This is a genomic window from Paraburkholderia caffeinilytica, assembly GCF_051027425.1.
In the GTDB taxonomy this organism is placed as follows: Bacteria; Pseudomonadota; Gammaproteobacteria; order Burkholderiales; family Burkholderiaceae; genus Paraburkholderia; species Paraburkholderia caffeinilytica_A.
This window is the reverse complement of the sequence record NZ_CP186553.1, coordinates 1,629,007-1,655,997: the sequence shown is the minus strand read 5'-3', so window position 1 is coordinate 1,655,997 and position 26,991 is coordinate 1,629,007. Positions and strand designations below refer to the sequence as shown.

27 protein-coding genes are annotated in these 26,991 nt (G+C 64.9%); 13 read left to right on the top strand and 14 right to left on the bottom strand.

The window, feature by feature from the left end; genetic code table 11:
• Positions 1-20: 20 nt before the first annotated feature.
• Entirely contained in the window at positions 21-422 is a 402-nt protein-coding gene (locus tag ACOSV0_RS27880) for an RcnB family protein (protein WP_434115588.1), read from the top strand.
• Positions 423-701: 279 nt separating this feature from the next.
• On the opposite strand, the gene ACOSV0_RS27875 is transcribed toward ACOSV0_RS27880, so the two are convergent.
• The 11 genes from ACOSV0_RS27875 to ACOSV0_RS27825 form a co-directional block, all read right to left on the bottom strand.
• Positions 702-1,610, bottom strand: coding sequence for an MxaL protein (locus ACOSV0_RS27875; RefSeq protein ID WP_434116172.1), 909 nt, complete (start codon positions 1,608-1,610; stop codon positions 702-704).
• A 44-nt stretch (positions 1,611-1,654) separates the two neighbouring features.
• Positions 1,655-2,236, bottom strand: coding sequence for a tetratricopeptide repeat protein (locus ACOSV0_RS27870; RefSeq protein ID WP_434115586.1), 582 nt, complete (start codon positions 2,234-2,236; stop codon positions 1,655-1,657).
• Positions 2,233-3,219 carry a vWA domain-containing protein gene (locus ACOSV0_RS27865; RefSeq protein ID WP_434115585.1) on the bottom strand — a complete coding sequence of 329 codons (987 nt, stop codon included), beginning with the start codon at positions 3,217-3,219 and terminating at the stop codon, positions 2,233-2,235. Before ACOSV0_RS27865 ends, ACOSV0_RS27870 begins: the two co-directional genes overlap by 4 nt.
• The gene (locus ACOSV0_RS27860; RefSeq protein ID WP_434115583.1) at positions 3,216-4,052 is read right to left on the bottom strand and encodes a calcium incorporation protein MxaA; all 837 of its coding nucleotides are present in this window, start codon (positions 4,050-4,052) and stop codon (positions 3,216-3,218) included. Before ACOSV0_RS27860 ends, ACOSV0_RS27865 begins: the two co-directional genes overlap by 4 nt.
• Positions 4,053-4,147: 95 nt before the next feature.
• A complete protein-coding gene (locus tag ACOSV0_RS27855) occupies positions 4,148-5,011 on the bottom strand; it encodes a DUF58 domain-containing protein (RefSeq protein WP_434115581.1) in 864 nt (287 codons plus the stop codon).
• A 3-nt stretch (positions 5,012-5,014) separates the two neighbouring features.
• Positions 5,015-6,034 carry an AAA family ATPase gene (locus tag ACOSV0_RS27850; protein WP_434115580.1) on the bottom strand — a complete coding sequence of 340 codons (1,020 nt, stop codon included), beginning with the start codon at positions 6,032-6,034 and terminating at the stop codon, positions 5,015-5,017.
• A gap of 269 nt (positions 6,035-6,303) precedes the next feature.
• A complete protein-coding gene (locus ACOSV0_RS27845; protein WP_434115578.1) occupies positions 6,304-7,266 on the bottom strand; it encodes a LysR family transcriptional regulator in 963 nt (320 codons plus the stop codon).
• Positions 7,267-7,281: 15 nt separating this feature from the next.
• Positions 7,282-8,046: a hypothetical protein gene (locus tag ACOSV0_RS27840; protein ID WP_434115577.1), complete on the bottom strand. Its 765-nt coding sequence runs from the start codon at positions 8,044-8,046 to the stop codon at positions 7,282-7,284.
• Entirely contained in the window at positions 8,043-8,954 is a 912-nt protein-coding gene (locus ACOSV0_RS27835; RefSeq protein ID WP_434115575.1) for a substrate-binding domain-containing protein, read from the bottom strand. Before ACOSV0_RS27835 ends, ACOSV0_RS27840 begins: the two co-directional genes overlap by 4 nt.
• Positions 8,955-8,984: 30 nt before the next feature.
• A complete protein-coding gene (locus ACOSV0_RS27830; RefSeq protein WP_434115573.1) occupies positions 8,985-9,404 on the bottom strand; it encodes a c-type cytochrome in 420 nt (139 codons plus the stop codon).
• A 172-nt stretch (positions 9,405-9,576) separates the two neighbouring features.
• On the bottom strand, positions 9,577-11,394 hold the full coding sequence (locus ACOSV0_RS27825; RefSeq protein WP_434115571.1) for a methanol/ethanol family PQQ-dependent dehydrogenase: 1,818 nt from the start codon (positions 11,392-11,394) through the stop codon (positions 9,577-9,579).
• A 465-nt stretch (positions 11,395-11,859) separates the two neighbouring features.
• On the opposite strand from ACOSV0_RS27825, the gene ACOSV0_RS27820 reads away from it, so the two are divergent.
• From ACOSV0_RS27820 to ACOSV0_RS27780, 9 genes are all read left to right on the top strand, one after another.
• On the top strand, positions 11,860-12,258 hold the full coding sequence (locus ACOSV0_RS27820) for a 4a-hydroxytetrahydrobiopterin dehydratase (protein ID WP_434115570.1): 399 nt from the start codon (positions 11,860-11,862) through the stop codon (positions 12,256-12,258).
• A gap of 147 nt (positions 12,259-12,405) precedes the next feature.
• The gene (locus ACOSV0_RS27815; protein ID WP_434115568.1) at positions 12,406-13,434 is read left to right on the top strand and encodes a beta-ribofuranosylaminobenzene 5'-phosphate synthase family protein; all 1,029 of its coding nucleotides are present in this window, start codon (positions 12,406-12,408) and stop codon (positions 13,432-13,434) included.
• A 184-nt stretch (positions 13,435-13,618) separates the two neighbouring features.
• Positions 13,619-14,560, top strand: a complete 942-nt coding sequence (locus tag ACOSV0_RS27810; protein WP_434115566.1) for an NAD(P)-dependent methylenetetrahydromethanopterin dehydrogenase — start codon at positions 13,619-13,621, stop codon at positions 14,558-14,560.
• 44 nt (positions 14,561-14,604) lie between these two features.
• Entirely contained in the window at positions 14,605-15,813 is a 1,209-nt protein-coding gene (locus ACOSV0_RS27805; RefSeq protein WP_434115564.1) for an ATP-grasp domain-containing protein, read from the top strand.
• Positions 15,788-16,819 carry a methenyltetrahydromethanopterin cyclohydrolase gene (gene mch / locus ACOSV0_RS27800; RefSeq protein WP_434115562.1) on the top strand — a complete coding sequence of 344 codons (1,032 nt, stop codon included), beginning with the start codon at positions 15,788-15,790 and terminating at the stop codon, positions 16,817-16,819. Before ACOSV0_RS27805 ends, mch begins: the two co-directional genes overlap by 26 nt.
• Before the next feature lie 107 nt (positions 16,820-16,926).
• Positions 16,927-17,898: an ATP-grasp domain-containing protein gene (locus ACOSV0_RS27795; RefSeq protein ID WP_434115561.1), complete on the top strand. Its 972-nt coding sequence runs from the start codon at positions 16,927-16,929 to the stop codon at positions 17,896-17,898.
• Positions 17,891-18,835, top strand: coding sequence for a triphosphoribosyl-dephospho-CoA synthase (locus ACOSV0_RS27790; RefSeq protein ID WP_434115559.1), 945 nt, complete (start codon positions 17,891-17,893; stop codon positions 18,833-18,835). The genes ACOSV0_RS27795 and ACOSV0_RS27790 overlap by 8 nt, the downstream gene beginning before the upstream one ends.
• Before the next feature lie 105 nt (positions 18,836-18,940).
• Positions 18,941-19,450 carry a formaldehyde-activating enzyme gene (gene fae, locus ACOSV0_RS27785; protein ID WP_434115557.1) on the top strand — a complete coding sequence of 170 codons (510 nt, stop codon included), beginning with the start codon at positions 18,941-18,943 and terminating at the stop codon, positions 19,448-19,450.
• A gap of 86 nt (positions 19,451-19,536) precedes the next feature.
• On the top strand, positions 19,537-19,944 hold the full coding sequence (locus ACOSV0_RS27780) for a hypothetical protein (RefSeq protein WP_434115555.1): 408 nt from the start codon (positions 19,537-19,539) through the stop codon (positions 19,942-19,944).
• Between the two features lie 70 nt (positions 19,945-20,014).
• Here ACOSV0_RS27780 and ACOSV0_RS27775 read toward each other — a convergent pair whose 3' ends face one another.
• Complete coding sequence (locus ACOSV0_RS27775; protein WP_434115553.1) at positions 20,015-20,545, bottom strand: dihydroneopterin aldolase; 531 nt, start codon at positions 20,543-20,545, stop codon at positions 20,015-20,017.
• A 409-nt stretch (positions 20,546-20,954) separates the two neighbouring features.
• On the opposite strand from ACOSV0_RS27775, the gene ACOSV0_RS27770 reads away from it, so the two are divergent.
• From ACOSV0_RS27770 to ACOSV0_RS27760, 3 genes are all read left to right on the top strand, one after another.
• Complete coding sequence (locus tag ACOSV0_RS27770; protein WP_434115551.1) at positions 20,955-23,069, top strand: sigma-54-dependent Fis family transcriptional regulator; 2,115 nt, start codon at positions 20,955-20,957, stop codon at positions 23,067-23,069.
• The gene (locus tag ACOSV0_RS27765; RefSeq protein ID WP_434115550.1) at positions 23,066-23,644 is read left to right on the top strand and encodes a flavoprotein; all 579 of its coding nucleotides are present in this window, start codon (positions 23,066-23,068) and stop codon (positions 23,642-23,644) included. Before ACOSV0_RS27770 ends, ACOSV0_RS27765 begins: the two co-directional genes overlap by 4 nt.
• Positions 23,645-23,722: 78 nt before the next feature.
• On the top strand, positions 23,723-25,105 hold the full coding sequence (locus ACOSV0_RS27760; protein ID WP_434115548.1) for a DUF6513 domain-containing protein: 1,383 nt from the start codon (positions 23,723-23,725) through the stop codon (positions 25,103-25,105).
• Between the two features lie 22 nt (positions 25,106-25,127).
• Here ACOSV0_RS27760 and rpe read toward each other — a convergent pair whose 3' ends face one another.
• Positions 25,128-25,847 (bottom strand): ribulose-phosphate 3-epimerase, encoded by a 720-nt coding sequence (gene rpe / locus ACOSV0_RS27755; protein ID WP_434115546.1) that lies wholly within the window; start codon positions 25,845-25,847, stop codon positions 25,128-25,130.
• 28 nt (positions 25,848-25,875) lie between these two features.
• The gene (fba, locus tag ACOSV0_RS27750; protein ID WP_434115544.1) at positions 25,876-26,913 is read right to left on the bottom strand and encodes a class II fructose-bisphosphate aldolase; all 1,038 of its coding nucleotides are present in this window, start codon (positions 26,911-26,913) and stop codon (positions 25,876-25,878) included.
• Between the last annotated feature and the right edge of the window lie 78 nt (positions 26,914-26,991).

The following is a 26,991-nucleotide window of genomic DNA, read 5'->3' as shown; positions in this document are numbered from 1 at the left end:
ATTCTCTCTGGGACACAGACATGAAGTTGAGAATCATCGTACCGCTTTTGATTGCTTCGCTACTTGGCGCCTCAGTTACCGCTTTCGCGCAGCCACACAATGACGACCACGGCGGTGACCAGCCTTCGCACGACAGGCCAAACCCTGGCCACGGGGCGCAGCATGATGGATATGGTCGCGGGCCTGCTTTGCACGACGCCTCGCGTGGAGGGCCAGGCGGCCCCATTCCTCATAACGACTGGCACAAGGGTGAGCGGCTTCCGGTGGAATACCGCGATCGCAATTACGTTGTTGACGACTGGCGTGGGCATGGACTGCAAGCGCCACCGCGCGGGTATCAGTGGGTGGGAGTGAACGGGGACTACGTACTCGCTGCTATCGCGACAGGTGTCATCGCAAACGTTCTGCTTTCCGGGCACTGACCAGTCGAATCGATATCGATCGCATTCCGAACTTCCAGGCATTATTCGTTATGCTGACAATTTAGACTAAAGCCTATCATTGTCGAGCACAGTCCTGCTTGTGTCGCATATTGATGACTATATTGATCGGCAAGTATGCCAACGACAGAAGCGGGATCAAGCAAACACCCCGAGCGGCGTCCCCACTCCATCGTCAATCGGCGAACTGAATCCTTGTGGAGACAACCTTTCCGCCCGTCGGAGCCAGCGGCTGGGAGAAAGGCGTTGTTGGGAAGAATGCTATACCCTCGAACGCCCCCCTAACCTCCCAACAGCGCGACGCCTCGCCCAGCCAAACTCCGGCATGAATCGCCAGACCAGCAGCAGCAACGCAAGCAACGCGGGGCACCAGCGCACATCGGTCGGCACCGGCTCCTCGTGAGCGAATCGGGCATCGAGCATGGCGTCGCTCAAAGACTCCGCCCCCGACAGGCGGCGATACCCGAAGCCGATCTGTCCGGCCACCGCCGCCAGGTATTGCCCATGCAATTCGGACAGCTCCTCGTGACTTGCCGCCGGCGTTGCGGAACCCGGCATCGGCGGAACCTGGATCACATCCTCTGCCTGCCAGTAGCCGTCGCGGGTACCGTCCGCATCGGTGCGCGGAATCGGCGCGGCCTGATCGCCACCCACGCCGATCAGCCAGCCCTTGACCCGAGCCGCCGGGTTGATGTCCTGCTTCAATGCATCCGACGGCAAGACCGGCGGCGCCTCCTGCCCATCGGTGACGAACATGACTGCCGCGCCGTGACCGACATCCCGCGCCACACGAACCGCGGAATAGACGCCGCCTTCCGCAATGCGGCTCCAGTTGGTCCAGCGCATGCGCCAGTCGATCCTGTCGAGCGACGAAAGCAGTGCGTCATAGTTGCTGCAGACTTCGACGGGCGGCAGCAGCAGCAATGTCCGCTGACCGGTAAATACACTCCAGCCGATCTTCGAGCCGCAAGGCAATTGCCCCAGCGCGTCGCGCATCGCAGCCCGCGCGAACACCAACCGGCTCACCGGGGCGCCATTCAGCATGACGTCCTCGACGTCCATGCTTTGCGTAATATCGAACGTAACGATGTAGCTGAACGTATTGCGCGGCAGTGTCACGCGTGGCATGGCGACCGCCGCGATCAGCAACACGAGCGCCACCGACGTCATCCAGTGGCGCCTGCCGAAAAAATCACGCGCCTGCGCGCCGAAGCTCACGGCAGATCCTTGCTTTGCGGGTCGCTCACCTTGACGTTGTGCTGCGACTTGACATCGGGCGAGTCCGGCGCGGAACGCGTTTCGGGTGCGAGCCACAGCGCCCGCTCGAGGTTGTAACGCGCGTCCCAATCGTCCGGCGCTGCACGCAGCAAGGTCCGGTAGCGCGCCTTGGCCTCCTCGATCATGGCGACCGACTGAACGGTGCCGGACGCGCTGTTGCCCATACCCTCACGCAGATACATGTTGCCAAGATCGAACAGCGCCGCGCGCCCCACGTCGTCGAGGCGTTCGCGAATCAGTTCCTCGAAGAGCGGGCCGGCCGTATCGTAAGCGCCCGCTTTCGACAGCGCCATTGCGCGCGCGAGTCTGACCTCCCGGGTGTCGTCGCTGCTGCGGCTGTTGCCCGGGGTACCTGTCGTACCTGCTTTGTCCGCTGCTTTGGTCATTTCTCCCGCGGCGGCGGCAACCGCCTGATTGACATGCTGCGCATGTTGCAGGCGTGCCCAGTCATACGCTGCCACCGCGGCGCACGCCAGTGCGACTGTCGCGAAGATGACGTGAATCGGCGTGCGCTTCATGACCAGGCTCGCACCTGAAACAGCCGCAAAGCCAGCAACAGCAGGCAACCCAACAGCGCCACCGCGAAGCAATACGCGCTCAGATCCTGCCGCGGCAAACGCTCGACAAATGACGTCAGCGCGTTTTGCTGCCGGTTGATCTCGGCCATGGCATCCATCATCGTCTTCGCATTGCCGGCCTGAAAAAGACGATAAGGCGTCTTCAGCGAGACGAAGTAGCGATGCAGTTCAGCTTCGGCCGAAGACTCGCGCGCGGGAACCGCGGCGTTCAGATCGGGACTGTAGATGCTGCTGCGCAAATAGATAAAGTAAAGCGCGATCTGGTTGCGCAGCAGTCCATCCTGGATAAGCCGCCGCACCGGCGCGTCGAGTTTCGCGCCGCCGTCGGAGACAAGAACGATCGCCCGCCGGGCCGATGACGCCCGCCCATCGAACTCGCCGATCGCCGCCAGCAACCCGCGGTCGAGTTGCGTGTCCGGCATGCCGCGGCCCACCGCGGTGCCCGCAATCGCCGCCTCGATCGCGCGATGGTCGTAGGTGAACGGCATCGCAAGGACCGGGCTCGTGCCGAACATCATGAACGCGAGCCGGTCGTTAGGCCGTTGGGCAACGAATCCGGTCAACGAAGCACGCGCCACCGTGTTCTTCGATTCGCCCGCCGACGACTCCACGCCTTTGCTATTCATCGTTTCATCCATGCTCGCACTGCGATCCATCAGGATCAGAATTTGCGCCCCGCTGCCCGTACGCAACACTTGCCGGTGCGAGCGCCCTGGGCCGGCCAGACCGACGACAATCGCCGCCACCGCCAGTACGGCGCTGCCCCGCCCGATAAAGCCGATCCACCGCCCGACGCGATCGTCCGGCAGCCACGCGACCCAGGAGAATGGCAGCGCATCGCCGCGCCGTGGCAACAACGGTAGCGCGGCCAGCGGCAGCAGTAAAAGCAGCCACGGATAGGCAAAATCGAATGCCATGTTCATCGCTGATGACGCTGCTCTGCGCGATACAGCGCCCGGCACAGCACCTGCAGCGGATAAGGGGCGACCGCCGGTGCAGGCGTGAAGAATCGCTCGGTCGATTGCCGATAGAACTGTTCGAGTTGCTCGCGGAGCGGTTGCAAATACGGCGCTCGAGCGAACAGACTGGGCAGCGAGCCCTGGTGAACGACGTGCCCCGCCGTTTCGTTCAGCGCGCGGTGCAGGCAGAGCCACGCTTCCGCGGACGTAGCTGCGTTCGCTCCGTCGAGCCGCCGCATCTGCCGCCAGGCGCGCGCGAACGGCAGCCGGGCCGATTCGCGCCAGCCGCGCCACAGCCACCAGCCTGCCCACGACAGCAAAGCCAGCAGCAGCAAGCCTGATGCGAGGCTCGCCTGCCGGCGCAGCGGCGCGGTCGGCACAGGGGGTACCTGCCGGTCGGGCCGCATCCCTTGCAGGTCGCCGGCATTGAAGGCGTCGGCGGGCGTCAGCGGGCCGATGCTCAGCGGCCACTCTGCAACCTGCAGCGTCGCGCCGGATGACGACGTCAATGTCAACGCGGGCAATGCAGCCCTGGTGAGCGTCGGCGCGACGTTGACGACCTGGTAGTCGATCGCCATCCACCGGCGGCCCTCAGCATCGGTTTCGAACCGGGCAAGCCGGCGCTCGAGCCACGCGCCGGTGCGGCCGATGGAAGGCGGCGTCACCGAACCCACATCGTGATCGCCGGCCGGCAGCAGAATGCGTTGTGTGAGGACATCTCCAAGCAGGTAGCCGAATGCGCGCGGCTGTTGAACCGTCGGCTGTATGACAGCGGCCGGGGTCGCGGCGATGCTCATCACCGGGGCCAGCGTTAACGAGGCGGCGAACATCGTCGCGACACGCGCGCGGCGAATTAAACCACCCGATCTGCCAGTCCGGCGCGCACCAGGTCTCATGCGATCGCCTCCAGAAAGTAGCGCGACATGGCCTCTGGATCAAAAACGTTCTCGACGTAAAACGGCTGGATCCCGTGCTGGCCGAATACCGCCGAGAGTTCCGCACGCCGCCGCACGACGGCCTCTCGCCAACGCTCGCGCACGCTGGCGCGCAGCCACAGCGTGCGCTGCCCGGCGGACTCGGCGTCGTTGAGCGCAAGCAGCGGACCGCCGTTGGGCGGTGCGATCTCAGCCGTATCCCAGACCACGATCGGGACCACGCATGCATGGACCAGCAGGTCGAGTACGGCGGGCAACTCCACGAGCGGCCAGTGGAAGTCGGAAACAACAAAGACCAGCGCCTGCCGTCCAGCCAATGTCGAAGCCGCGCGTTGCAGCCCCGCGATACCGCCGCTCCCGGCTGCAACGCTCGTGCTTTCGCGCAGCATCGTCGCGAGCGCGTTGCCGACGCCCCGGCCATATCGCGCCGGCATGAAGAGATCGTCGCGCGTGCCGGCATCGAAACCTAGCATGCCTAAATGATCGCCGACACGGAACGCGCTATATCCCAACGCCTCGACAAAGTCCGCGGCAACCTGCAACTTCGTCCGGCGCGTGCCGAAGTGCATCGACGCGGAAACGTCGGCGATCACCTGCACGGGCACCGCGGCGCGCTGCAGATGAACCCGCACCAGCCACTCCGAGCGCGCGGCGCGCACGCTTGCACGCAGATCCAGGCGGCGCGGATCCGGGTAGTCGAACAAACGGCCGTGCATCGCGAATTCCTGACCGGCGCCGAAGCTCGATCCAGGGTGCGAGCCGGGACGAAATCCCCCGGCGCGCATCGGCAAACGGTAGTGAAACTCCGATGTCCTGTTCATGGTTCAGGGTACGGCGAGCCTGTTCATGATTTGCGCGGTCAGGGCTTCGGCGAGTTCCTGGCGGCGCAGTTCATAGATCGGCGTGAAGAACACGCGATGCCCGAGCGCGGGCATCAGCACCGCATGAATATCTTCCGGTATCAGATGCGAGCGGCCGGCCAGCCACGCCACCACGCGGGCGGCCCGCAACAGCGCGCTCATGCCGCGTGGGCTCGCGCCCGCCAGAATGAGCCGATCCATATCGACGCCGTCGAGCGCAATGCCAAAACGCTGCGGTGTTTCCGTGGCCTGCCAGATATCCAGGACATAGCGCTCGATCGTTTCACTCGGCTGCACACTCTCCTGAATCGCCGCCCCGACCTGATTCAACTGTTCCCATGGCACGATCGCCGGCGAGAGCCGTGAGAGCAGCCTGTCGACGTCGTGGAACGCCGCATCGAATACCAGCGCGCGCCGCACCTCGGCCTCGTTCGGCGTAGGCATGCTCAACTCGAACAGGAAGCGGTCGCGCGCGGCCGACGCGAGCTCGAAGGTCTCTTCCTTCTCGACCTTGTTGCGGTCGGCGAACACCGTCATATGCGGGAAGCGATATTCGCGATCGAACGCCCACACCGAACGCTCCGCCATCGCACGCAGCAGGAGCGACTGAACCTGCGGACGCGCACGGTTGATTTCGTTGAAGAAGAAGGTGGTCAGCCGCTCGCCGTGCCGAAGAAGCGGACCGGGGTCGATACGCGGCTTCCCCTCGGCGTCGACGTAGGTGTGGTAGACGAGGTCGCCCGGCATCAGATCGATGGTGCCCTCGACACGCTCGAATTCCCCGCCCACGACGCGCGCAAACGCACGCAAGACGGTTGTCTTGCCGACACCGACGCCGCCTTCGAGGAGCACATGACCACGGGCGAACAAGGCCACATTGATGAGACGGATCGTCTGCGGCTGGCCGATCACGGCTTTCGAGATCTCGTCTTCGATTTGTAGCGCATGCAAACGCCAGTCCTGAAGCAGTTCGCCAGAACCCATCGATGCACTCCCCTATAGCAGTCCTGCAGGATCAGACTCGTCGTCAACCGGCGCGACGAACGTGCTTCTCGTGAAATCTGCGATGGTCTGTCTTCGCATACTCTGTGCCAGCATGGCGGCACGCGCAGCACGCGCTCGCGCGAAGAGGGATGTCACGCTGTCACGCCTTTTCAGTACACAGTGTGCCGCTGCGGCGCAATCCGGGCCCGTATCGCGGTGCGGCACCGTTAGCCGGTGCACCCGCGCCGTATCTTGCGCAACGCGCTCATTCATGTCAGCCCTCTGGACTTCGCGGGCAACGCGGCAAATGGCGCATACTCGCGCTCCAGATACGCGGCGGCCTGCTCGAGCAGAAACTGCCTGAATACCGTACAGGTCGGCGACAACTGCTTGGCCCGCAGATGTACGATCTGCCACGTACGTTCGATTGGCGTGCCGTTCACGTCGAGCAAGGCGATTTCTTTCGTACGCAATTCCAGCAGCAGCGTATGGAGGGAAATCAGGCTCACCCCCATCCCCGCCATCACCGCCTGCTTGATCGTTTCGTTGCTGCCGAGCGTGACGATCTTGACGGGCGTGAACAGATGCTGCCTGAACATTTCCTCCGCAGCCGCACGCGTTCCCGAGCCGGGTTCGCGCAACAGGAACGTGTCGCCTCGCAGTTCCTGCAGATCGAAGCGCCGCGCACCGCACAGCGGATGGGTAAGCGGCGCGATCACCACTTGCGGATGCCATGCCAGCGGCTCCGTGGTGGTGTCGAGTTCCGGCGGCGGCCGCCCCATGATGGCAAGATCGATCGCATTGTCCTGCAACAGGCGCAGCAGCGCGTCGCGGTTGCCGACGGAGAAGTGCACGTCGACTCTGGGATACAGGTGCGAATACATGGCCAGCAGTTTGGGCGCGAAATACGTCGCCGAACTGACGATGCCCACCGCGATCGAGCCGCTATCAGCCTGCTTGAGCGAGGTCATCGCGTCCTCGGCATCCTTGATCTCGCCGAGAATCCGGCTCGCGTGGTGACTCAGCTTTTCTCCCGCTTCGGTCAAGGTGAGTTTGCGCGCGATACGCTCGAACAGACGCAGGCCGACCGCATCCTCGAGCTGATGAATCTGCATCGACACCGCCGGCTGGGTCAGATGCAGTTCCTCCGCGGCCCGCGCGAAGCTCGTGTAACGGCTCGCCACGACGAAGATCTGCAACTGACGCAAGGTCAGCGAGCGGATGAAATTCACCTTGGCACGACCCCGCTAACGGCTCGCCCGAGGCGCATTAGACGGCTTCACAGGCGCATTCGGCGCATGCGGCGGCGGGGGCAGTTTTCGCACCACGGCCTGGAAGCTCAGCGTCTGGGTCTGCAGCGGATGCGCGAAATCGTTGTTCGCGCCAGGCACGTCGGTGCGGATCAGCGCGACCTGGCCCGGCACCGTATCGGCGATCAGGAACGTGTAGCGCTTGCCGGTGTATTGCGCGAAGCGTTCCGCATTGGGATCGCCCAGGTACGGCTGCACGACGATCTGCCGGGCCTTCACGGACTTGCCGCCAACCTGGCTCGTCACCGTCTCGATCTTCGGTCCCGCGGCGAGCGCGAGGCGCAGGCGCTGCTGGAAATAACGGCGCTGGCCGCCCGTCAGATGCTCCATCTCCGTGATGTCGCGCTCGAGGAAATAGATGATCACGGGGTTGCATTGCAAACCGCTGTTCGGCAACGGCACCGCTCCGCTGTGATCGGACACCTGGGCATCGCCTTTGGCGTTGTCCGGGCTGACCACCAGCACCCTGACGATATCCGTGCTGTGCGCCGGCTGGTCCGAGCTGAGCAACGCGTAGTCGAGCTCGGTTTGCTGCTCGATGCCGTGCAGATGATCCGTCGTGAAGATGAGCCGCTCGGCGGGCGATATTTCGTCGGTGCCCGCAGCCTGCGCAGCAACATGCATCTGACAGGCCACGCACGTGATGCAAACCGCGAGCACACGCCGCCACTCGCCGCGCAACCGCCTCTGCGCCCCCGTCATGGCGACCCATCCGCAGGCTTGCCGGCCGGCGTATCGATGGGCTTCAGAAGCGGCACTTCGTAACTCGTGAGGATGCTGTCGATCTTGTCGTGGTTCGCGCCGATCCATTGATCGACCTTGTCCTTCCACGCTTTCTCGCCGTAGCGCACGCCCATCGAGATCGTATAGTCGAAGCGGATTCCCGGCGTGGCCGGGAACGGCACCAGCTTCACCGTGTCGCCGGAGCGCCTCGCAAAGTAGCCCGCAATCGGTCCCCACAGGAACACGACGTCGACATTGCCCGCCTGCAGATCCTTTTCGATCATCTGGCCGGGATACTCCTGCGGGTCGCCGCTTTGCACCTGATACGACACCGCCTGGTCGATCAGATCGTGACTGAGCAGCCAGTCGACCGCGGGCGTCTGCGAGAAGATGCCGAAGCGCAGCTTGTGCAACTGGTCCGGCGGCAGCTTGAGCAGATCGTCCGGGGTATTGACGCCGGCCAGCTCGGGCCGCCTGGTGAACACCATCGCATACGTGGAGCGCAGATAGGGCTGCGTGGTCGAGGTCATGTCGTAGCCTTTCGGCACGCCGATGATCAGATCGCACTTATAGCGCTCGGTATCCGGCACCTTTTCGCGCAAGGTGTGGCGCACAAAACCCATGCGCTGCGGAAAATAGGTGTATTCGAGCTTGTAGCCGAAATCGCTCGCCATCTGGCTTGCGATGCGGTTCTCGTAGCCCTCGCCTTTGTTGTTGGACAAAGGCATGTTGTTCGGGTCCGCGCAGACCCGCAGCACGCCGTCGGCGCCATCGTTATTGGGCATTGCCTCGCCCTGGGCACGCACCGCGCCGCTCGCCATCGCCGCATAGCACAGCGCGGCGGCCACGAGCGCGACGTGCGCGGGCATTCGTTTGCCATGACGCATCGGTAACCTCCTGAGGTAGAGACGTGGGCGCTATTTCGCGTCGAGGGCCTGCAGATCGCCGGGCTTGATCTGGCCGTCGGAACGCCCTTTCAGATAGGCGTAGAGGTTCTCCCAGTTCTTCTGCATCATCTGGCTCGTGCTGAAGTCGGGCATGCCCTTGTCCACCCGGCCACCGAATACGGTGCGGTGAAACTCGGTCTTGTCCAGCGTCTTGAACGCCTCGACTAGCGACGGCCCGACCATACCCTGCTGCTGCGCGCCGTGACAGCGTTCGCAGGCCAGCGCGCGCCAGGTCTTCCATCCTTGCAGCGTATTGCTGTCGACCTTGCTGCCGTCGACCACCTTGTACGCCACCTGGGCAATCGCGGGATTGGTCTGGGCGTATGTAACGGGCAGCACGACGAAAATGGCGGGCAGTGCCGCCCGCAACAAGATTGATCGGCCTTTCATAAGCGAATGTCTCCTTCAAGGTAAGGCCGCGCACTGACGCGTTTCATCGACACATCTGCAACAAGGCGCGGACCGGATGATTCCTGAACGGCTCGTATGACGGAAAGCGTTGCCGGCCGCCCGATCCTCCGCAAGGGCAAGCCGGCCGCGCATGTCAGACTGTCCCGCTCATTCAGCTATTGCCGCCGGGAATGGCGAACACGAAGAGCGTGCCGCCCAGCGCCGTGTACTTCGCAAGCTCGCGATAACCGCCCACCGCGCCGAGGCCTTCAGTCGACTTCTCGAGGCCTGCCGCCATGCCGATGCCGGCCCAGCCGCCAATCCCCGAGTAGACGCCGATGAACTGCTTGCCCTGATACTCGTAGGTGAACACGTTGCCGATGATCCCCGACGGGGTCTTGAAGCGCCACAGTTCCTTGCCGTCCTTGATGCGGACAGCCTTGATGTAGCCTTCGAGCGTGCCATAGAACGCAATGCCGCCGGCCGTGGCCAACGCGCCCGACCACACCGAGAACCGCTCCGGCTTCGACCAGACGATCTTGCCCTTCGAGGCATCCCACGCGATGAAGTTACCCATCGAGTTGTTGTCGTTCGGGCCCGGATACATCGACAGTGTGGCGCCCACATACGGCTGGCCCGACACGTAGTCGACATCGAACGGCTCATAGTCCATGCAGACGTGATTGGTCGGCACGAGGAAGAGGCTCGTGTTCGGGTCGTACGCCGCCGGTTGCTGGTCCTTCGAGCCGAGCGCCGCCGGACAGATGCCCTTCACGTTGTGGTCGGAGCCGGCTGCCTGGGTCGAATACGCCGCGTTGCGAATCGGCTTGCCGCTCTTCATATCGACATGGTCAGCCCAGTTCACCGCCGGATCGAACTTCTGGGCAACGAGCAGTTGTCCGGTCGCGCGATTCAACGTGTAGCCGAAACCATTGCGATCGAAGTGAACGATGGCCGGTACCTTCTTGCCGTCGATCGTCAGGTCCGACAGGATCATTTCATTGACGCCGTCGTAGTCCCATTCGTCGTGGGGCGTCATCTGATAGACCCACTTGGCCTCACCGGTATTCAGGTCACGCGCGAAGATCGACAGCGACCATTTGTTGTCGCCCGGACGTTGCGTCGGATTCCATGTACCCGGATTGCCGGTACCGTAGTAGACAAGGTTGAGCTTCGGATCCCACGCATACCAGCCCCAGGTGGTGCCGCCGCCCAGCTTCCACTGGTCCCCCTTCCAGGACTTCAGCGACGAGTCCGCGCCCACCGGCACCATCTTGCCGTCGGCATACGTCATCGTCTTGTCGGGGTCCATCAGCATGTCCTTGTCCGGACCCGTGCTGTAGGCTGTCCAGGCCGGTTTCCCGGTCTTGATGTCATACGCGATGAGACGCCCGCGCACGCCGAACTCGCCGCCCGAAATGCCGGTCAGCACCTTGTCGCCGAATACGTGCGGCGCGTTGGTGTTGGTTTCACCCGCTTTCGGATTGCCGTTCTGCGCGGTCCAGACCACGTCGCCGGTTTTCGCGTTCAACGCGACGAGTTTGGTGTCGGCCTGCTGCAGGAAGATCTTGCCGTCGCCATATGCGAGCCCGCGGTTGACGGTATCGCAGCACATCACGGACACCACCGAATCGTCCTGCTTCGGCAGGTACTGCCAGATGAACGTCTGATCCTTCAGGTTGATTGCAATAACCTTATTGGGGAACGGCGAGTGGATATACATGGTGTCGCCGATCACGAGCGGCGCGCCTTCGTGGCCGCGCAGCACGCCGGTCGACATGGTCCATGCGACCTGTAGTTTCCCGACGTTGTTTTCGTTGATCTGCTTGAGTGGACTGTAGCGATGATTGGCGTAATCACCCGCCTGCGCCGCCCAGTTGGACGGATTTTTCATGAGCCCGTCGAGCTGCGAATCGGCCTGTGCAACGATAGAACTCAAGGCTGCCGACGCGAGGATCGCGAGCCCAAGAACCGTGGTGCGTAAGTTCATGTCTCCTCCAGAATGGTCTTGCTGTTCAACTCACGAATGACCCACGCTACCTCGTCGCATCGGGCGCGCCTCCTCGAATGCGGGTAACGATCAGCGCCCTCTCCCGATCGTTGTCGGGCTTTGCGGCGCATGACGGCCAACGCATATTCCGTGCCGGAATCGAACTACCGTGCGCATCGTTCGCCGCCACAAGCTCGTCCGCACACGCCGCGCGGCGCATTGGGCCGATCGGCGCCCTATCCCACCACCTTCGGATCGCTCACGATCCGGCGCAACGGTGTCACGGCCGTAACCGGCTGCGCCGCGGCACGTGGGACATTCTGTGTCACGCCCCGATACGAAGCGTGTCCGTCGCGAGGCAAGCTGCGAGAGAACACCCCTGCCCGCACACGATCGTGTAACTGGCCCGTCAATTGCTGCGCGTTAGACGGTTAGGGTGGTTCCAACACGCGCGGAGCAACGGTCATGGCAAACGCAGAACAGGTCTATTCCGACGAGGAGATCCAGCAACGCCTCGTCGGTCCGCTACAGCACTGGTATCTGGAAGACGGCTGGCTGCGGCGCAAATATCGCACCGAAGGCTGGAAAGGGACCCTGATGGTGGTGAACGCGGTGGGGCATCTCGCGGAAGCCGCGTGGCATCACCCGGATCTCACGGTCTCCTATGCATTCGTGACCGTGAAACTGAAAACGCACTCCGCGAAGGGCATCACGGACAAGGACTTTGCGCTCGCCGGCAAGATCGAATCATTCATTCAGTGGCAGCCGGGAACGGAAGGCGGCCCGCTCGAAGGCACGCCAACCGAAGACCAGCGCTTCCGCTATATCAAGTACGACGCGCCGAAAACCGCGCAAGGCGGTTGAAGCCGGCGCCGCACCGCGGGCCTGGTACGGCTTTCGCTTGAGGTCCCTCGCCGCGCCGCTGCGCCGCGGCACGCACCGTCGCCACGACGGCCCTTCGGGCACGCCCGCCAATGCGCAACGAATCAAGCACGAACAAGGACACTCGCGATGCAGCTTCACAGTCGCCGCCTTCAGCCTCATGCCAGCGTGACCGTCGATGCGCCCGCGCGGCTGCACCTGGGGTTTCTCGATCCGAACGCCTCGCTGGGACGCGCGTTCGGCAGCCTCGGGCTCGTGATCGACGGCGCCGGCACCCAGGTCGAAGCGCGGCTCGCCGGGCGCGACCAGATCGAAGGTGCGGTGACCGATGCGGAACGCGAGCGCATCGCACTCTGTCTGGAACGGCTGCACGCCGCCTACGACCCGACTCCCGTCGCTATCGAGGTCACCCAGACGCCACGCGCGCACAGCGGCCTGGGATCGGGCACGCAACTCTCGCTCGCGGTCGGCAGCGCCTTCGTCCGTTTGCTCGGCCACGTCGCGACCAGCGCCGAACTCGCGAGCCTGCTCGGACGCGGCGCGCGCTCGGGCATCGGCGTCCTCGGCTTCGATGCCGGCGGCCTGCTGGTCGACGGCGGCCCGTCCGGCGGCCTGCATCCGGGCGTGCCGCCTCTGCTCGCGCGCCAGCCGTTTCCGGATAGCTGGCGCGTCCTGCTTGTCAGCGACAACGCTCGCGAGGGTCTGCACGGTGCGGAAGAACGCCGCGGCCTCGCCGCGCTCGCCCCGTTTCCGCAAAAACTCGCCGCGCATCTGTGCCATCTCGTGCTGATGAAGATTCTGCCGGGCGCCGCGGAGCGCGACATCGTGCCCTTCGCGCATGGCCTCACGGAGATGCAGCAGACCATCGGCGAATACTTTGCCCCCGTGCAAGGCGGTGTGTTCGCGAGCCCCGATGTCGAGCGCGCGCTGCGCGCCGTGGCCGCGCAGCGAACGGCCGGCATCGGCCAGAGTTCGTGGGGGCCGACAGGCTTTGCGATCGTCGCCAACGCGCACGAGGCCGAGTGTGCACTCGCCACGGCGCGCGCGGCCACGCGTGGCATGCCGCACATCGAATGCACGGTCGTCGCGGGACGCAATCGCGGCGCGACGGTGCGCGCCGCCGAAGCCCGGCTACCGCAGCGCAGCGATGCCGCGTGACGCGCCTCGATCCCACGCCATTGCCCGCAACTCCGGTTGCTCACTCAGCCGGAGACAGCCGAACGCAACCGCATGCAACCGAATGCAACCGAATGCAACCGCACACAACCGCACACAGTCACACGCAGCCCTGAGCCCTTCCCTTGCGCTCTCCATGGATCGCCACTGAAACGAGCCCCCTGCCATGTCCGACACCACTGAAAAACCCACTGAAAGGCCTTATATCCTGCACATGCTCACGGCCACGCCGCAGATGAGTCCGTTCGACGTGAACATGGCCGCCGACGCCGGCTACCAGATCATCGTGCCGTATTGCGGCGTCGAGGCCGGGATGGTCGCGAATCTGACTCAGGACGCGATTTTTTCGCGCGGTCCGAAGGGTGTGTTGCGCACCGGCATCTTCATTGGCGGGCGCGACGTCATGCTCGCCGCCGACATGCTCGACACCGCGCGCAAAGCCATGGTCCCGCCGTTCGAAGTGTCGGTGTTCGCCGATCCGAGCGGTTCGTACACGACCGCCGCCGCGCTCGTCGCGCTGGTCGAGCGGCATCTGGCCAAGGCGTACGGCATGGAACTGGGTGGCAAGCGCGTGCTGATTCTGGGCGGCACCGGCGCGGTCGGGCGCGTGGCCGCGGCGATGGCGGCTTCGCTCGGCGCCGACGTGTCGATTGCGAGCCACGTCGAGCAGGCGCGCGCGGTGCGCGTCAGCGACGAGATCAATCAGCGCTTCGGCATTGTGACCAAGGGCGTGAGCACGGCGACACCGGCGGAACTGCGCGCGGCGTTGGGCGAGGCCGAAATCGTACTCGCCACGGCCATCGCCGGCGTTCAGGTCGTCAGTACCGCCGATCTTGCGCATGCCGCCCATCTGCTGATCGCCGCGGATGTGAACGCCGTGCCGCCGGAAGGCATCGCGGGCGTCAACGTGATGAACGACGGCAAGCCGATCGAAGGCGTGCCGACTGCCGGCGGCGCAATCGGCATCGGCGCGCTGGCGATCGGCAACGTCAAATATCAGGTGGAGCATCGGCTCTTCACACGAATGCGCACGGGCGGCAAGCCGGTCTATCTGGGTTTCCCGCAAGCTTTCGACGAAGCCCGCGCCGTCGCCGCCGGCCTCGGTTGAGCGCGCCGCGTGACGATCCGCGCGCCGTCGATATCGGAGTCGCCATGAACTCGCGTCCGTCGCTCTCGCATGCGCCATTCGTCGCGGTGGCGGGACTGTCCGTGCGGATGCTCGCACAGTCCGCCGCGCGCGCGGGCCTGCGCGTCGCCGCGCTCGACATCTTCGGCGACCGCGACACCCGCGAAGCCTCCGAACTGTGGTTTGACATTAGCGGTGGCCCGTTGTCGATCGACGGCGTGCGGCTCATGGAGGCGCTCGAACGCACCGCGCGCTTGCCGCGCCTGATCGGCTGGATCGACGGCAGCGGGCTCGAGCCGTTCGTCGCACAGTTGTGCCGCGCGCACGGCCTGCCCCGCTTTATCGGCAATCCCGTGGAGGCAACGGCCGCGGTGCGCGAGCCGCAGCGGTTTTTTGCGCTGCTGGATGCGCTGGCTATTCCGCATCCGGCGGTCGCGTTCACGCGGCCCGCTGCGGCGCAAGGCTGGCTGGTCAAACACGCGGACGGCTGCGGCGGAACGCATATCGAACCGGTCACGGCGTTCAGCGATTCTCGCGTTCCCGCCCAGGCTTATTTCCAGCGCCAAAGCAGCGGCCGCTCCCTATCCGCGCTGTTTATTGCCGCTCGCGGCAGCGCGCGCGTGCTCGGCTTCGCTGAGCAGCTCACCTGCGAGATGGGCAACCTGCCCTTCGTGCATGCCGGGTCGATAGGTCCGATCGATCTGCCGCCGGCCGTCAAGGCACGCGTGTGTGCGGCAATCGCAGCACTCTGTGCGCGGACCGGCCTCACCGGCATCAATAGCTGCGACTTTCTGCTCGACGGCGACGCCTTCGAACTGCTCGAAATCAACACCCGTCCCTCGTCGACGATGACGCTCTACGAAACCGCGTCGCCTGAAGCGTGGCCGCGCGGACTGCTCGCGTGTCATATCGAAGCCTGCCGCTACGGCCGTCTGCCGGCACCTGAAACGCCTGCGCCCGCAGCGTGGCGCGCCGGTCAACGGGTGCTGTTCGCGCCGCATCCGTTCGCCGTGTCCCAAGGCTTCAGCGACGCCTGCCTGCACGACCCGCGCTGCCGCGACGTGCCGATGCCCGGCACGTGGATCGAAGCCGGACAACCGGTCTGCACGCTGCTCGTGCGCGCGGCGTCGGTGGACGCGGTGCGGCGTGCACTCGACGCGCAGCACGCACTGGTTCTGCAACGAATCGAAACCTGCCATGAGCCCGACTATGCTTTCATCCAATGCCACTCCTGAGGCGCCTCAGCCGCCCCTCGCCCATGCTGCCGCGCTCAGCGTCAACGCGCTCAGCGAGCGTCTTGTCGCCCGGCTGGTCGGCGATGCGGCTCGCTTCGGCGTGGCGATCAGCCACGTGGGAAACGGCTGCGTGCTCGTGGACGCGGGCGTCGCCGCGCCCGGCAGCGTCGCGGCAGGCGTGCTGATCGCCCGCATCTGCATGGGCGGCCTCGGCCATGTCACGGTGCGCGAGAGCCTGGAGGCGCAGCCGCTGTGGCCCAGCATGATCGAGGTCCGCACCTCGTGGCCGGTGCTGGCCTGCCTCGGCAGCCAGTACGCCGGATGGAGCCTGTCGGCGACCAAAGAACAGACCGGCGGCAAGAAGTTTTTTTCGCTCGGATCGGGACCGGCACGCGCACTGGCCGTGAAGGAGCCGCTGTTCGCCGAACTCGGCTATCGCGACAGGCACGAGCGCGGCACGCTGGTACTCGAGGTCGACAGCCTGCCGCCGCAGGTCGTGATCGACAAGGTGCTGCACGACTGCGGTCTCGCGCCTGAGGGGCTGACGCTTGTCACCACGCCGACACACTCTGTCGCGGGAACGGTACAGGTGGTGGCGCGCGTCGTGGAAGTTGCATTGCACAAAACGCATGTGCTCGGCGTGCCGCTGGACGAGGTCGTGGAAGGCGGCGGCTCGGCGCCCTTGCCGCCGCCCGCGCCGGACGGCATTCAGGCGATGGGCCGCACCAACGACGCGATCCTGTACGGCGGTCGCGTGCATCTCACCGTGAAGCACGATGCCGTGGCAAAACGGCTTGCCGCGGAATTGCCCGCCTCGACCTCGCGCGATTATGGCCGCCCGTTCGCGGACATCTTCACGTCGTTCAACTACGACTTCTACCAGATCGATCCCGCGCTGTTCGCCCCCGCCGAAGTGTGGGTGAGCAGCCTCGAAAGCGGCGCGACGTATCACGGCGGGCGCGTCGACGCGGCGTTGCTGCACGCTCAATGGGGTGGCAAGTCATGAGCGTCTCCTTGCCTGGCTCGTCGTCTGGTTCTTCGCCGGGCTCTTTATCTGGCTCTTTATCCGGCGCGGCCCCCGCCAACACGCAAGCGACACTGCGCATTGCGATCATGACCGACGAAACGGGCTGGCACACCGGCCGCCTGAAAAAAGCCTTTCGCGCGCGCGGTGCCGAAGCGCGCTGCATCGATCTCGCGGACTGCCGGATCGACACCACGTGGGAACCCCACGGGCTGATGCTGCCGGGCTTCGGCCACACGCTGCCCGATGCGGTCTTCGTACGCGGCATTGCCGGCGGCACCTTCGAGCAGGTCACGCTGCGGCTCGGCATCCTGCATGCGTTGCGCGAATCCGGTGTGCCGGTCTACAACGACGCGCGCGCGATCGAACGCAGCGTCGACAAATCGATGACGAGTTTTCTGCTGCATCGCAACGGTGTACCGACGCCCGCGACGTGGGCCGGCGAATCCGCGGCGTTCGCGCAGCGCGTGCTGATGCGCGAAGCGGCGGCCGGACGCCAGGTTGTGCTCAAGCCCCTGTTCGGCTCGCAGGGCCACGGACTCAAGCGGCTCGGCGCAGGCGCCGCCCACCACGGCGCGCTGACGCCTCTGCCTTCGCTCAAGCCGTATCGGCAAGTCGCTTATCTGCAACGCTATATCGACGGTGGCCAGCCGGGCTTCGACTGGCGCGTGCTGGTGATTGGCGGCCGCGCCGTGGCGGCGATGCGGCGCGTCGGCGGCAAGGGCTGGATTCATAACTTCGCGCAGGGCGCCACGTGCGAAGCCGCCGAACTCGATCTCCCCCTCGCGCAAATCGCGGTCCGGGCTGCGGAGGCACTCGGACTCGACTATGCGGGCGTCGACCTGATCCCCGATCCGCACGATGCGGCCCGGCCGCTCGTGCTGGAAGTCAACGGCGTGGCGGCATGGCGCGGCCTGCAGTCGGTGACTTCAGTCGATCTCGCAGCGGCGCTCGCCGATGACCTGCTGCAGCGCAGGCTGCCCGCGCAGCGCCGCGACGCGGGTGGCCTTGCGCATACCGGCGAGCCTGCGGTCCTGGCGTTGCATGGACGCCATGGCTGAGCCGCCCTGTTTCGTTGCGTTCGAGCACGTTCACGCCGCGTTCCTCGCAGCCTGCCGGCTCGATGTGGAAGTACCCAAACCCGGCAACGTCAGTGTGCAAAGCGACGGGCACGGAATGCGCGCGGCCCAGTTCATCATCAGCGCAGAGGTCGCCGCCGACGCGCTGCTCGCACGCGGCGCGCCGGTCGGCCTGCGCGTGCTCGATGCGGTCACCCGCACGCGCGACGCCGTCGGCTGCAACACCAACCTCGGCATTCTGCTGCTCGTCGCCCCGCTCGCCGCGGCGCTGGAGGAAACGGCGCGCCCGCTGTCGCCCGACTGGCGCGCGGCGACCGGGCGCGTACTCGCGCGGCTCGACCTCGACGACACGCGCCTCGCGTACCGCGCGATTGCGCTGGCCAATCCCGGCGGTCTCGGCGACGCCCCCGAGCAATCGGTCCACACTTTGCCCACGGTCGGCCTGCGCGACGCAATGGCGCTCGCCGCCGGGCGCGACAGCATCGCCCGTCAATATGCGGAAGACTTTCGCGACATCTTCGAAACCGGCCTCGCCGCGTTCCGCGAAGTGCCCGCCGATCAGCCGCGGATCGCCACGCTCAACGTCTTTCTCAGCTTCCTCGGCCGTTGGCCCGACTCTCACATTGTGCGTAAGCAGGGCATGGCCGTGGCGCAGAGTGTCACGCTTGCGGCACGCGAACAGCACGCGCAATGGCGCCACGCGCTCGCGCAAAAGCGCCCTGACGCAGCGGCCCAACCGCTCGATGCATGGGATGCCGAACTGAAGGCGCACGCCATCAACCCCGGCACCAGTGCGGACCTGACGGTGGCGACGCTGTTCGTCGCCGGCTGCCTCGCCCCCGCCAGCAGCGCCGGCTTACACCCGCGCCCGCCACGCCAGCCGCGCGTATCGCGCTCTGGCACGGATCCTGTTAGTTAGTGCCACCGTGCATCAACACGCCGCCCGGCGATCGCGGACCCGCGCCGCCTTGGGCGACATGTCAGTTAGTCAGCAAGTCCCTATTCCACTCATCGGAGGAACAGAATGGCCAAGATAAATCGCGTCCTGATAGGAGAGTCGCTCGTCGGCGACGGCAACGAGGTCGCACACATCGACTTGCTGATCGGACCGCGGGGCTCGGCTGCCGAAACCGCGTTCTGCAATGCGCTCACCAATAACAAGGATGGGTTCACGTCGCTGCTCGCCGTCGTCGCGCCGAACCTGCTCACCAAGCCGAACACGATTCTGTTCAACAAGGTGACGATCAAGGGCGCCAAGCAGGCCGTGCAGATGTTCGGACCTGCGCAGCATGCCGTTGCGCTCGCTGTCGCGGACAGCGTCGAGGACGGCACGATCCCGAAGGACGAGGCAGACGATCTGTTCCTGTGCGTCGGCGTCTTCATTCACTGGCAGGCGGACGACGACAAGAAGATCCAGCAGTTCAACTACCAGGCGACGCGCGAGGCGATCAAGCGCGCCGTCGCCGGCGAACCGAGCGCCGCGGAGGTGGTGGCGAAAAAAGGCAGCGTCGCGCATCCGTTTGCACCGAACTGACGGTGCGCGGATTCGCGTGGATGCGACGAGGGTCCGCTGTCGCGCGGGCCTTCGTTGCCGTGCGAATCCTCTCTTAGAGGCATGAGATGACCATACGAAGTCGCGTGCTGGCGGCCTGTGCCTGCATCGCGCTCGCCGTACCGCTCGCCTGGGCGGACGGCGACGCGCCCAGGGCGCCGGCCCCGGCGGGAGGCTACAACTACCCGACGCAGGGACGCGTCGAATACGTGCTGAGTTGCATGGACGACAACGGACACGATTTTGTGAACGTATATAAATGCTCGTGCGTGATCGACAAGATGGCAACCACGCTGTCCTACGACGAGTTCGTCGATCAGTCGACCTTCTCGAAGTACGCCACATTGGGCGGTGAAGGCGGTTCGGAGTTTCGTGTCGACCACGCGAAAGCGCAGACGAAGAAATTCCGCGCGCTGCAGACCGAAGCGTACCGGAGCTGTGGGTTAGGCCCCGACAAGACTGCATCAGCGAAATAGCGGGCTAAGTACGCAAGCGCACCGTGCACGCGGCGCCATCCATCGGGCACCGGCGTGCACCGCGGTGCTTTTATGTTCGATCCGGAATCAGCCCTGCCCCGAGCGACGCATAGCCCATAAGTCCGGTGGCCGCTTGCGGTATATCGCTGCGCTGCCGCTCGATCTGCACGCCGACGGCCGACACGTCGTCGAACTTGGCCGGTTTGGCGAGCGCGACACGCACCCAGTGAGCGCCGAACTCGGTGATCAGGAGGCGTGCCACCGCTTCGGCAAGCGCTTCGAGCAGACGCACGCCATGCGACGCGAGCAGCGCATGCAGCGCACCGCGTACCGCTGCATAATTGATCGTGTCCTCGATGCGATCGGTCGTACACGCGCGAATAACGGGAACACCGATTGCGAGGTTCATCCTCACCGGCTGCGGGACATGTTGCTCGCTGGAATCGATACCGATGATCGTCTGACCGATAAAGTCCTCGATGAATACGATGTCCATGCGCCCGGACAGCGTGCCGGCAGCGGGCGCGTCGAACGGGGCGGTGGCGCCTGGAACGCCGGCAACGGAGAAACTGGCAAGACGAACGGCATCGATACGATCCATGGTGGACTCCGCCGCAGAGCGGCAAATAGTGAGCAAACGGTATTCGGGTAAACGCAAAGCACGACAGATGTGACAGAACACGAAGCACTCTGCGCCGAACCTGCAACACTCTCTTCGCAACCGGGGAGCGGAAGAGGCCTGAAACGGCATGGCGGAGATAAAAGCAAAAATCGGGCACGCCATGTATGGTTATTGCGACTTCTTATTGAACGGGAGCGCCATCCGGCGTACAGTTTTAAGTCAATGCCTGATATCAGGGCGGATCACTCGGTGCGCATACGGACCTCAGAATCCGCAGCGCCAGGGGAAGACGGTATCGATAAAGCGGCACTCGTGACGCGCGTGGCAAAGCAGAGCAAACGCAACGCAAGCCCGGCGCACACGAATTGACGCAACGGAGACACACCCCATGTCGTTGCTTGCTGACAGCACCATGCACGTCCGTGAAGTTCTGAACGTCGTCAATCATCAATTGGCCACGCGTCCAACGAGCGAGCCCGTCGCGCAATCGTGGGCGCGCTGCATGAACGAATTCCAGCTCGACCCTTCCCGTTTTGTCGTACCCCCTATCCTGACGGACTACGAACTAAGCTCGCGCCGCGAGGCGATGGGCGATCTGATCGCGTGTTCGAAGCTCGAAATGACCACGCTTTATCAGCAACTGGCCGATCCCGAACTCGCGGTGGTGCTGGTCGATGCGGGTGGCATGATCGTCCACCAGGTTTCGTCGGTGCCTTTCGCCGAAGCGGTCGCCGCCGACGGCTTTCGCGTCGGCGCCTTGTGGAGCGAGCGCGAAGCCGGTACGAACGGCATGGGCACCTGTCTGGCCGAACGCGACTGCATCGCGGTCTGTCAGCACGAGCATTTCTATCCGCGCTATACCTCGCTCACCTGCTCCGCCGCGCCGATTTTCGATGACCGCGGCGAGATTGCCGGCGTGCTGGACGTGACGAGCCGTTCGAAGCTGCTGCAGCAGCATTCGCTGGTGCTGGTCGGCATGTCGCGGCAGATGATCGAGAACCGTCTGCTGGATGCGCGTTACCGGCACGCGAACATGATCCATTTCCACAGCCGCCCGGAATTCGTCGGTACGCTGCACGGCGGCAAACTGGCGGTGGCGGACGACAGCACGGTGCTCGCGGCGAACCGCAGCGCCCTCTTCCAGCTCGGCTTCCGCACCCTCGGCGAATTGCGTGGCCGGCGCATCGAGGAAGCGTTCAATGCATCGCTCGAGGACATGATCGCGCGCAGCATCCGCGGGTCGTTCCATCCCGTCACCGTGTATAGCGCGAACGCGACCAACCGCTTCTTTCTCGTCGCACAGACGCCGCAAAACAGCGCGGGGCGCGGCACGCGGGTAGCGGTGACAGCGCCCGCGGCCCGCGCCCCTGAAAAACGGCTGCCGGCGGCCCGGCTCGACGAGATCGCGCACCTCGAGTTCGGTGACCCGCGCATGGCCTCGCAAATCCAGCTCGCGGCGCGCGTGGTTCAGCGCAAGATCCCGATCATACTCAGAGGGCAAACGGGTACCGGCAAGGAAGTCTTCGCGCAGGCGCTGCATAGCATCAGCCCGCATTCGTCCGGCCCGTTCGTGCCGGTGAATTGCGCGTCGCTGCCTGAAAACCTGATCGAAAGCGAACTGTTCGGCTATCGTGCCGGCGCGTTTACCGGCGCGCAGCGCGAAGGACGGCGCGGCAAGATCGTGCAGGCCAACGGCGGCACGCTCTTTCTCGATGAGATCGGCGACATGCCGCTCGCGTTGCAGGCGCGGCTCCTGCGGGTGATCGAAGAACACGAGGTCACGCCGCTCGGCGCCGAAACAACCGTCAAGGTCAATTTTCAGCTGATTAGCGCAAGTCACCGCAACCTGCTCGAACTCGTGCACAGCGGGCAGTTCCGCGAGGATCTGTACTACCGGCTCAAGGGCGTCGAGCTGAACCTGCCGCCGCTCAGCGAGCGGGTCGACAAGCTCGCGCTGATTCATCATCTGCTCGAAAACGAAACCGACAACGATCCGCCTGAGTTGACCCCGGAAGCCGAGCACGCCTTGCTGACCTATGCATGGCCCGGCAATATCCGCCAGTTGCGGCACGTCTTGCAGATGGCCATCGCACTGTGCGACGGACAGCCGATCCGCTGCGAGGACCTGCCCGTCGAAATCACGCAACGTATGCCGGAAACCGGAGCGCCGGCCGCCGGATCTCCAGCCACCGGACTGCCGGCCACTTCACACGCGGCGGCGAATCTCGACCCGCACCCTGCCGACGATGCGGATCTTTCCGCGCTCAATGCGATCCAGCTGAACGAACGCGAGACCGTCCTTACGCTGCTGGACGAGCACCGCTGGAACGTCAGCAATGTCGCCAAGGCGCTCGGCATCAGCCGCAACACGCTGTACCGGAAAATGCGGCGGTTGCATATCCGTCTGTCGCACGACGGCTCGACGCTCGACGGCGCACCGCCCGACGGAATGCCGCCCGACGATTCACCCCCTGAAGAATCGCCGCCCGTGATCAATGCATGACCCAGGCACCCACTCGCAATCTCACCGACTTCAAGCCTGATGCGCGCTTCGCGTGGTGCGTGACCGGCTCCGGCCATTTGATCGAGGAGTCGATCGCGCTCGCACTTGAATTGCCGTACGCCGATCTCTTCCTTTCCGCGGCGGCGGCGGAAGTCCTGCCGCTCTATAACTGGCCGCTGCCGAGGCTGCGCAAACACTTCCGCGTGTTTCGCGACAATAGCGCGAGCGGCGTGCCGGTCGGCATGCTCTATCACGGCATGTACCACACCGTTGTGATCGCACCGGCCACCAGCAACACCGTGGCCAAATGCGCGTTCGGCATCTCCGATACGCTGCCGACGAATATGTACGCGCAGGCAGGCAAGCAATGCATTCCAGGCATTGTCTTTGCATGCGACACGGAACCGACCGTGGTCACGCAGAGCCCGAACGAATGGGTCGAACTGCGGCCGCGGGCAATCGAACTCGACAACGTCGAGCGCCTGTCGCGCTTCGAATACACCACGGTCGTCCGCTCGCTGGATGAACTGAAAGCGGCGCTCGATGAACGCCTGTCGACGCTCGATCTTGCATGAACCACTCCCCGCGCGCGCTACGATCGCCGCCCCCCGCGGGGGAGTCAGTCCGCCCGGGGCGGCCCGGCGCGTACTGACATGGACCACATCGTCTTCCTGACTGGCCGGCTCGCCGAAAAGAGCCTGATCCGCGTGCTCGAGAGCATGACGCCGACGCCGTTCAGTTGGGAGATTCGCGAAATCGGCCTGCAGGTCGCCGCGCTGATGACGGCCGACATGATCCGCCGCAGAGTGCCCACCCCGCTCGTGGCGCAACGGGTCATCGTGCCCGGGCGCTGCCGTGGCGACCTCGCCGCGCTGACCGGGCATTACGGCGTGCCGTTCGAGCGCGGTCCCGAAGAGGTCAAGGATCTGCCGCAATTCTTCGGCCGCGAGGCGCAGCCCTTCGATCTGACGCGTTACGAGACCGAGATTTTCGCGGAGATCGTCGATGCGCCGCGGCTCGATCTGGACGGCATCGCCGCGCGCGCGCGCGACTATGCCGCGCAGGGCGCGGATGTGATCGACATCGGTTGCCTGCCGGAAACGCCGTTTCCTCATCTCGAAGACGCGGTGCGCCGGCTGAAGGCCGAAGGGTACCGTGTGAGCGTCGATTCGATGCTCGGCGAGGAACTGCTGCGCGGCGGCCGGGCAGGCGCGGACTACCTGATGAGCCTGAATCTCGATACGCTATGGATCGCCGACGAGGTGCCGTCCACGCCGATCCTCGTCGCGCGCGAACCGGGTGATCCGGCCTCGCTCGATGCCGCGATCGATCTGCTCGCCGCACGCGGCCGCGCGTTTCTCGCCGACCCGATTCTCGACCCGATTCCGTTCGGTCTCGCCACGTCGATTGCGCGTTATGTCCGGCTGCGCGAACGCTATCCGGACATCGCCATCATGATGGGTATCGGCAATGTGACCGAGTTGACTGAAGCCGACACCAGCGGCATCAACGCCGTGCTGCTCGGTATGGCAGCGGAGCTTCATGTGAGCGCCGTGCTCACCACCTCAGTCAGTCTGCACGCACGGCGCGCGATCCGCGAGGCCGATGTCGCGCGCAGGGTGATGCACGCCGCTCGCGAAGCGCAGGTGCTGCCCAAGGGCATTAACAGCGACCTCGCGACGGTTCACGCCAAACGCCCGTTTCCGTACACCGCGGCCGAAATCGACGAAGTTGCCCGCGACGTGCGTGATCCAAACTTTCGCGTCCAGGTCAGCACCGACGGTATTCATGTTTATAACCGCGATGGCCATCGCCAGGCCGGCGACCCATTCGCGCTCTACCCGGACCTGCATGTCGAAGCCGACGGCGGCCACGCATTCTATATGGGCGTCCAGCTCGCCCGCGCGGAGATCGCATGGCGGCTCGGCAAGCGGTTCGATCAGGACCAGCCGCTCGACTGGGGCTGCGCGGCCGATCGGCCCGAACAGGATCTCATGGCGTGGCAGGCACCCGGCGAGACAATGAAGAAGCGCTAAGGGCCGAAACCCGCACGGCCCTTCATCGCGCCACCGCCAACGCGCCGGCGCCTTCGTTGTCTTCGTTCACCTGCTCGAGCGCGGCGCGCATCCCGCCGATGGCCTGCGCGTAGTCGCCGGCGCCGAACACCGCCGAACCGGCCACGAACACATCCGCGCCCGCCGCTGCGATCTGCGCGATGTTCGCCCCCTTCACGCCGCCGTCCACTTCGATCAGCAACTGCCGTCCCGTCCGCTGCATGGTCGCGTCGACCCGCTCGCGCAAGGTCCGCAGTTTATCCAGCGTTTCCGGAATGAACGCCTGGCCGCCAAAACCCGGATTCACCGACATCACGAGCACCACGTCGAGCCGCTCGATCACATGATCGAGCACCGCGAGCGGCGTGGCCGGATTGAGCGCCAGTCCCGCGCGCGCACCGCTCGCCTTGATGAGTTCGATGGTTCGGTGCACATGGAGCGACGCTTCCGGATGAAAACTGATGGTATTCGCACCGGCTTCGGCAAAGCCGGCCACGAGCGAATCGACGGGCATCGTCATCAGATGCACGTCGATCGGTACGGACGTGTGCGGCCGGATCGCCGAGCACACAAGCGGCCCGACCGTGAGGTTCGGGACGTAGTGGTTGTCCATCACGTCCAGATGAATCCAGTCCGCGCCGGCTGCCACGACGTCGCGAATCTCGTCGGCAAGGCGGGCGAAATCCGCCGACAGCAGCGACGGAGCAATCAGGAAATCGCGCATGGCCGTCTCCTTGAAACCGGTCGGTGGATCAGTGGTAACGACGCGCCATCGCCTCCAACGGCAACGGCTTGATGCGCGACGCCTGGCCCGCACAGCCGAACGCCTCGAAACGTTCGACGCAGACGGCTCGCGCGGCCGCCGTCGCCGCCTTCAACGCGGCGCGCGGATCGAACTCGGAGCGCGCATTCGCCATCGACTTGCGCATCGCGCCGCTCATCGCGAGCCGGATATCGGTGTCGATATTGACCTTGCGTACACCGTGCGCAATGCCACGCTGGATTTCCTCGACGGGCACCCCGTACGTCGTCGGAATCTCGCCGCCATATTCGCGGATCACCGCAAGCCACTCCTGCGGCACCGACGACGAACCATGCATCACGAGGTGCGTATTCGGAATCCGCTCGTGAATCTCGACGATCCGGTCGATGGCCAGAATGTCACCGGTCGGTTGGCGGCTGAATTTGTATGCGCCATGCGAGGTGCCGATCGCGATCGCCAACGCGTCGACGCCGGTCGCCTCCACGAAAATCTGGGCCTCGCGCGGATCGGTGAGCAGATCGTCGCGCGAAAGCTGGCCTTGTGCGCCGACACCGTCCTCTTCGCCCGCCGTGCCGGTTTCGAGCGAACCGAGACAACCCAGTTCGCCTTCGACGGAAACGCCCACCGCGTGCGCCGCCTCGACGACCCGGCGGCTCACGTCGACGTTGTACTCGTACGCGGCGGGCGTTTTCTGGTCCGGCAGTAAAGAGCCGTCCATCATCACCGACGTGAAGCCCGAACGGATCGCCTGCTGACACACCGCCGGGCTCGCACCGTGATCCTGGTGCAGCACAAGCGGGATATCCGGATGCGCCTCGAGCGCGGCAAGCACAAGATGGCGCAGGTACGGCTCGCCCGCATACTTGCGAGCACCCGCCGACGCCTGCAGGATCACCGGGCTCGCGGTCGCCTCGGCGGCCTGCATGATCGCGTGGATCTGCTCCATGTTGTTGACGTTGAACGCGGGCACGCCGTAGCCGTGCTCGGCCGCGTGGTCCAATAGTTGCCGCAGTGCTATGAAGGCCATCGCAAACTCCTCGAAGTCGAATCGGATCAGGTCGTGGGCATGCTGTTCGTGCCACTTGTTCGTGTCGCTTGTGCGTGC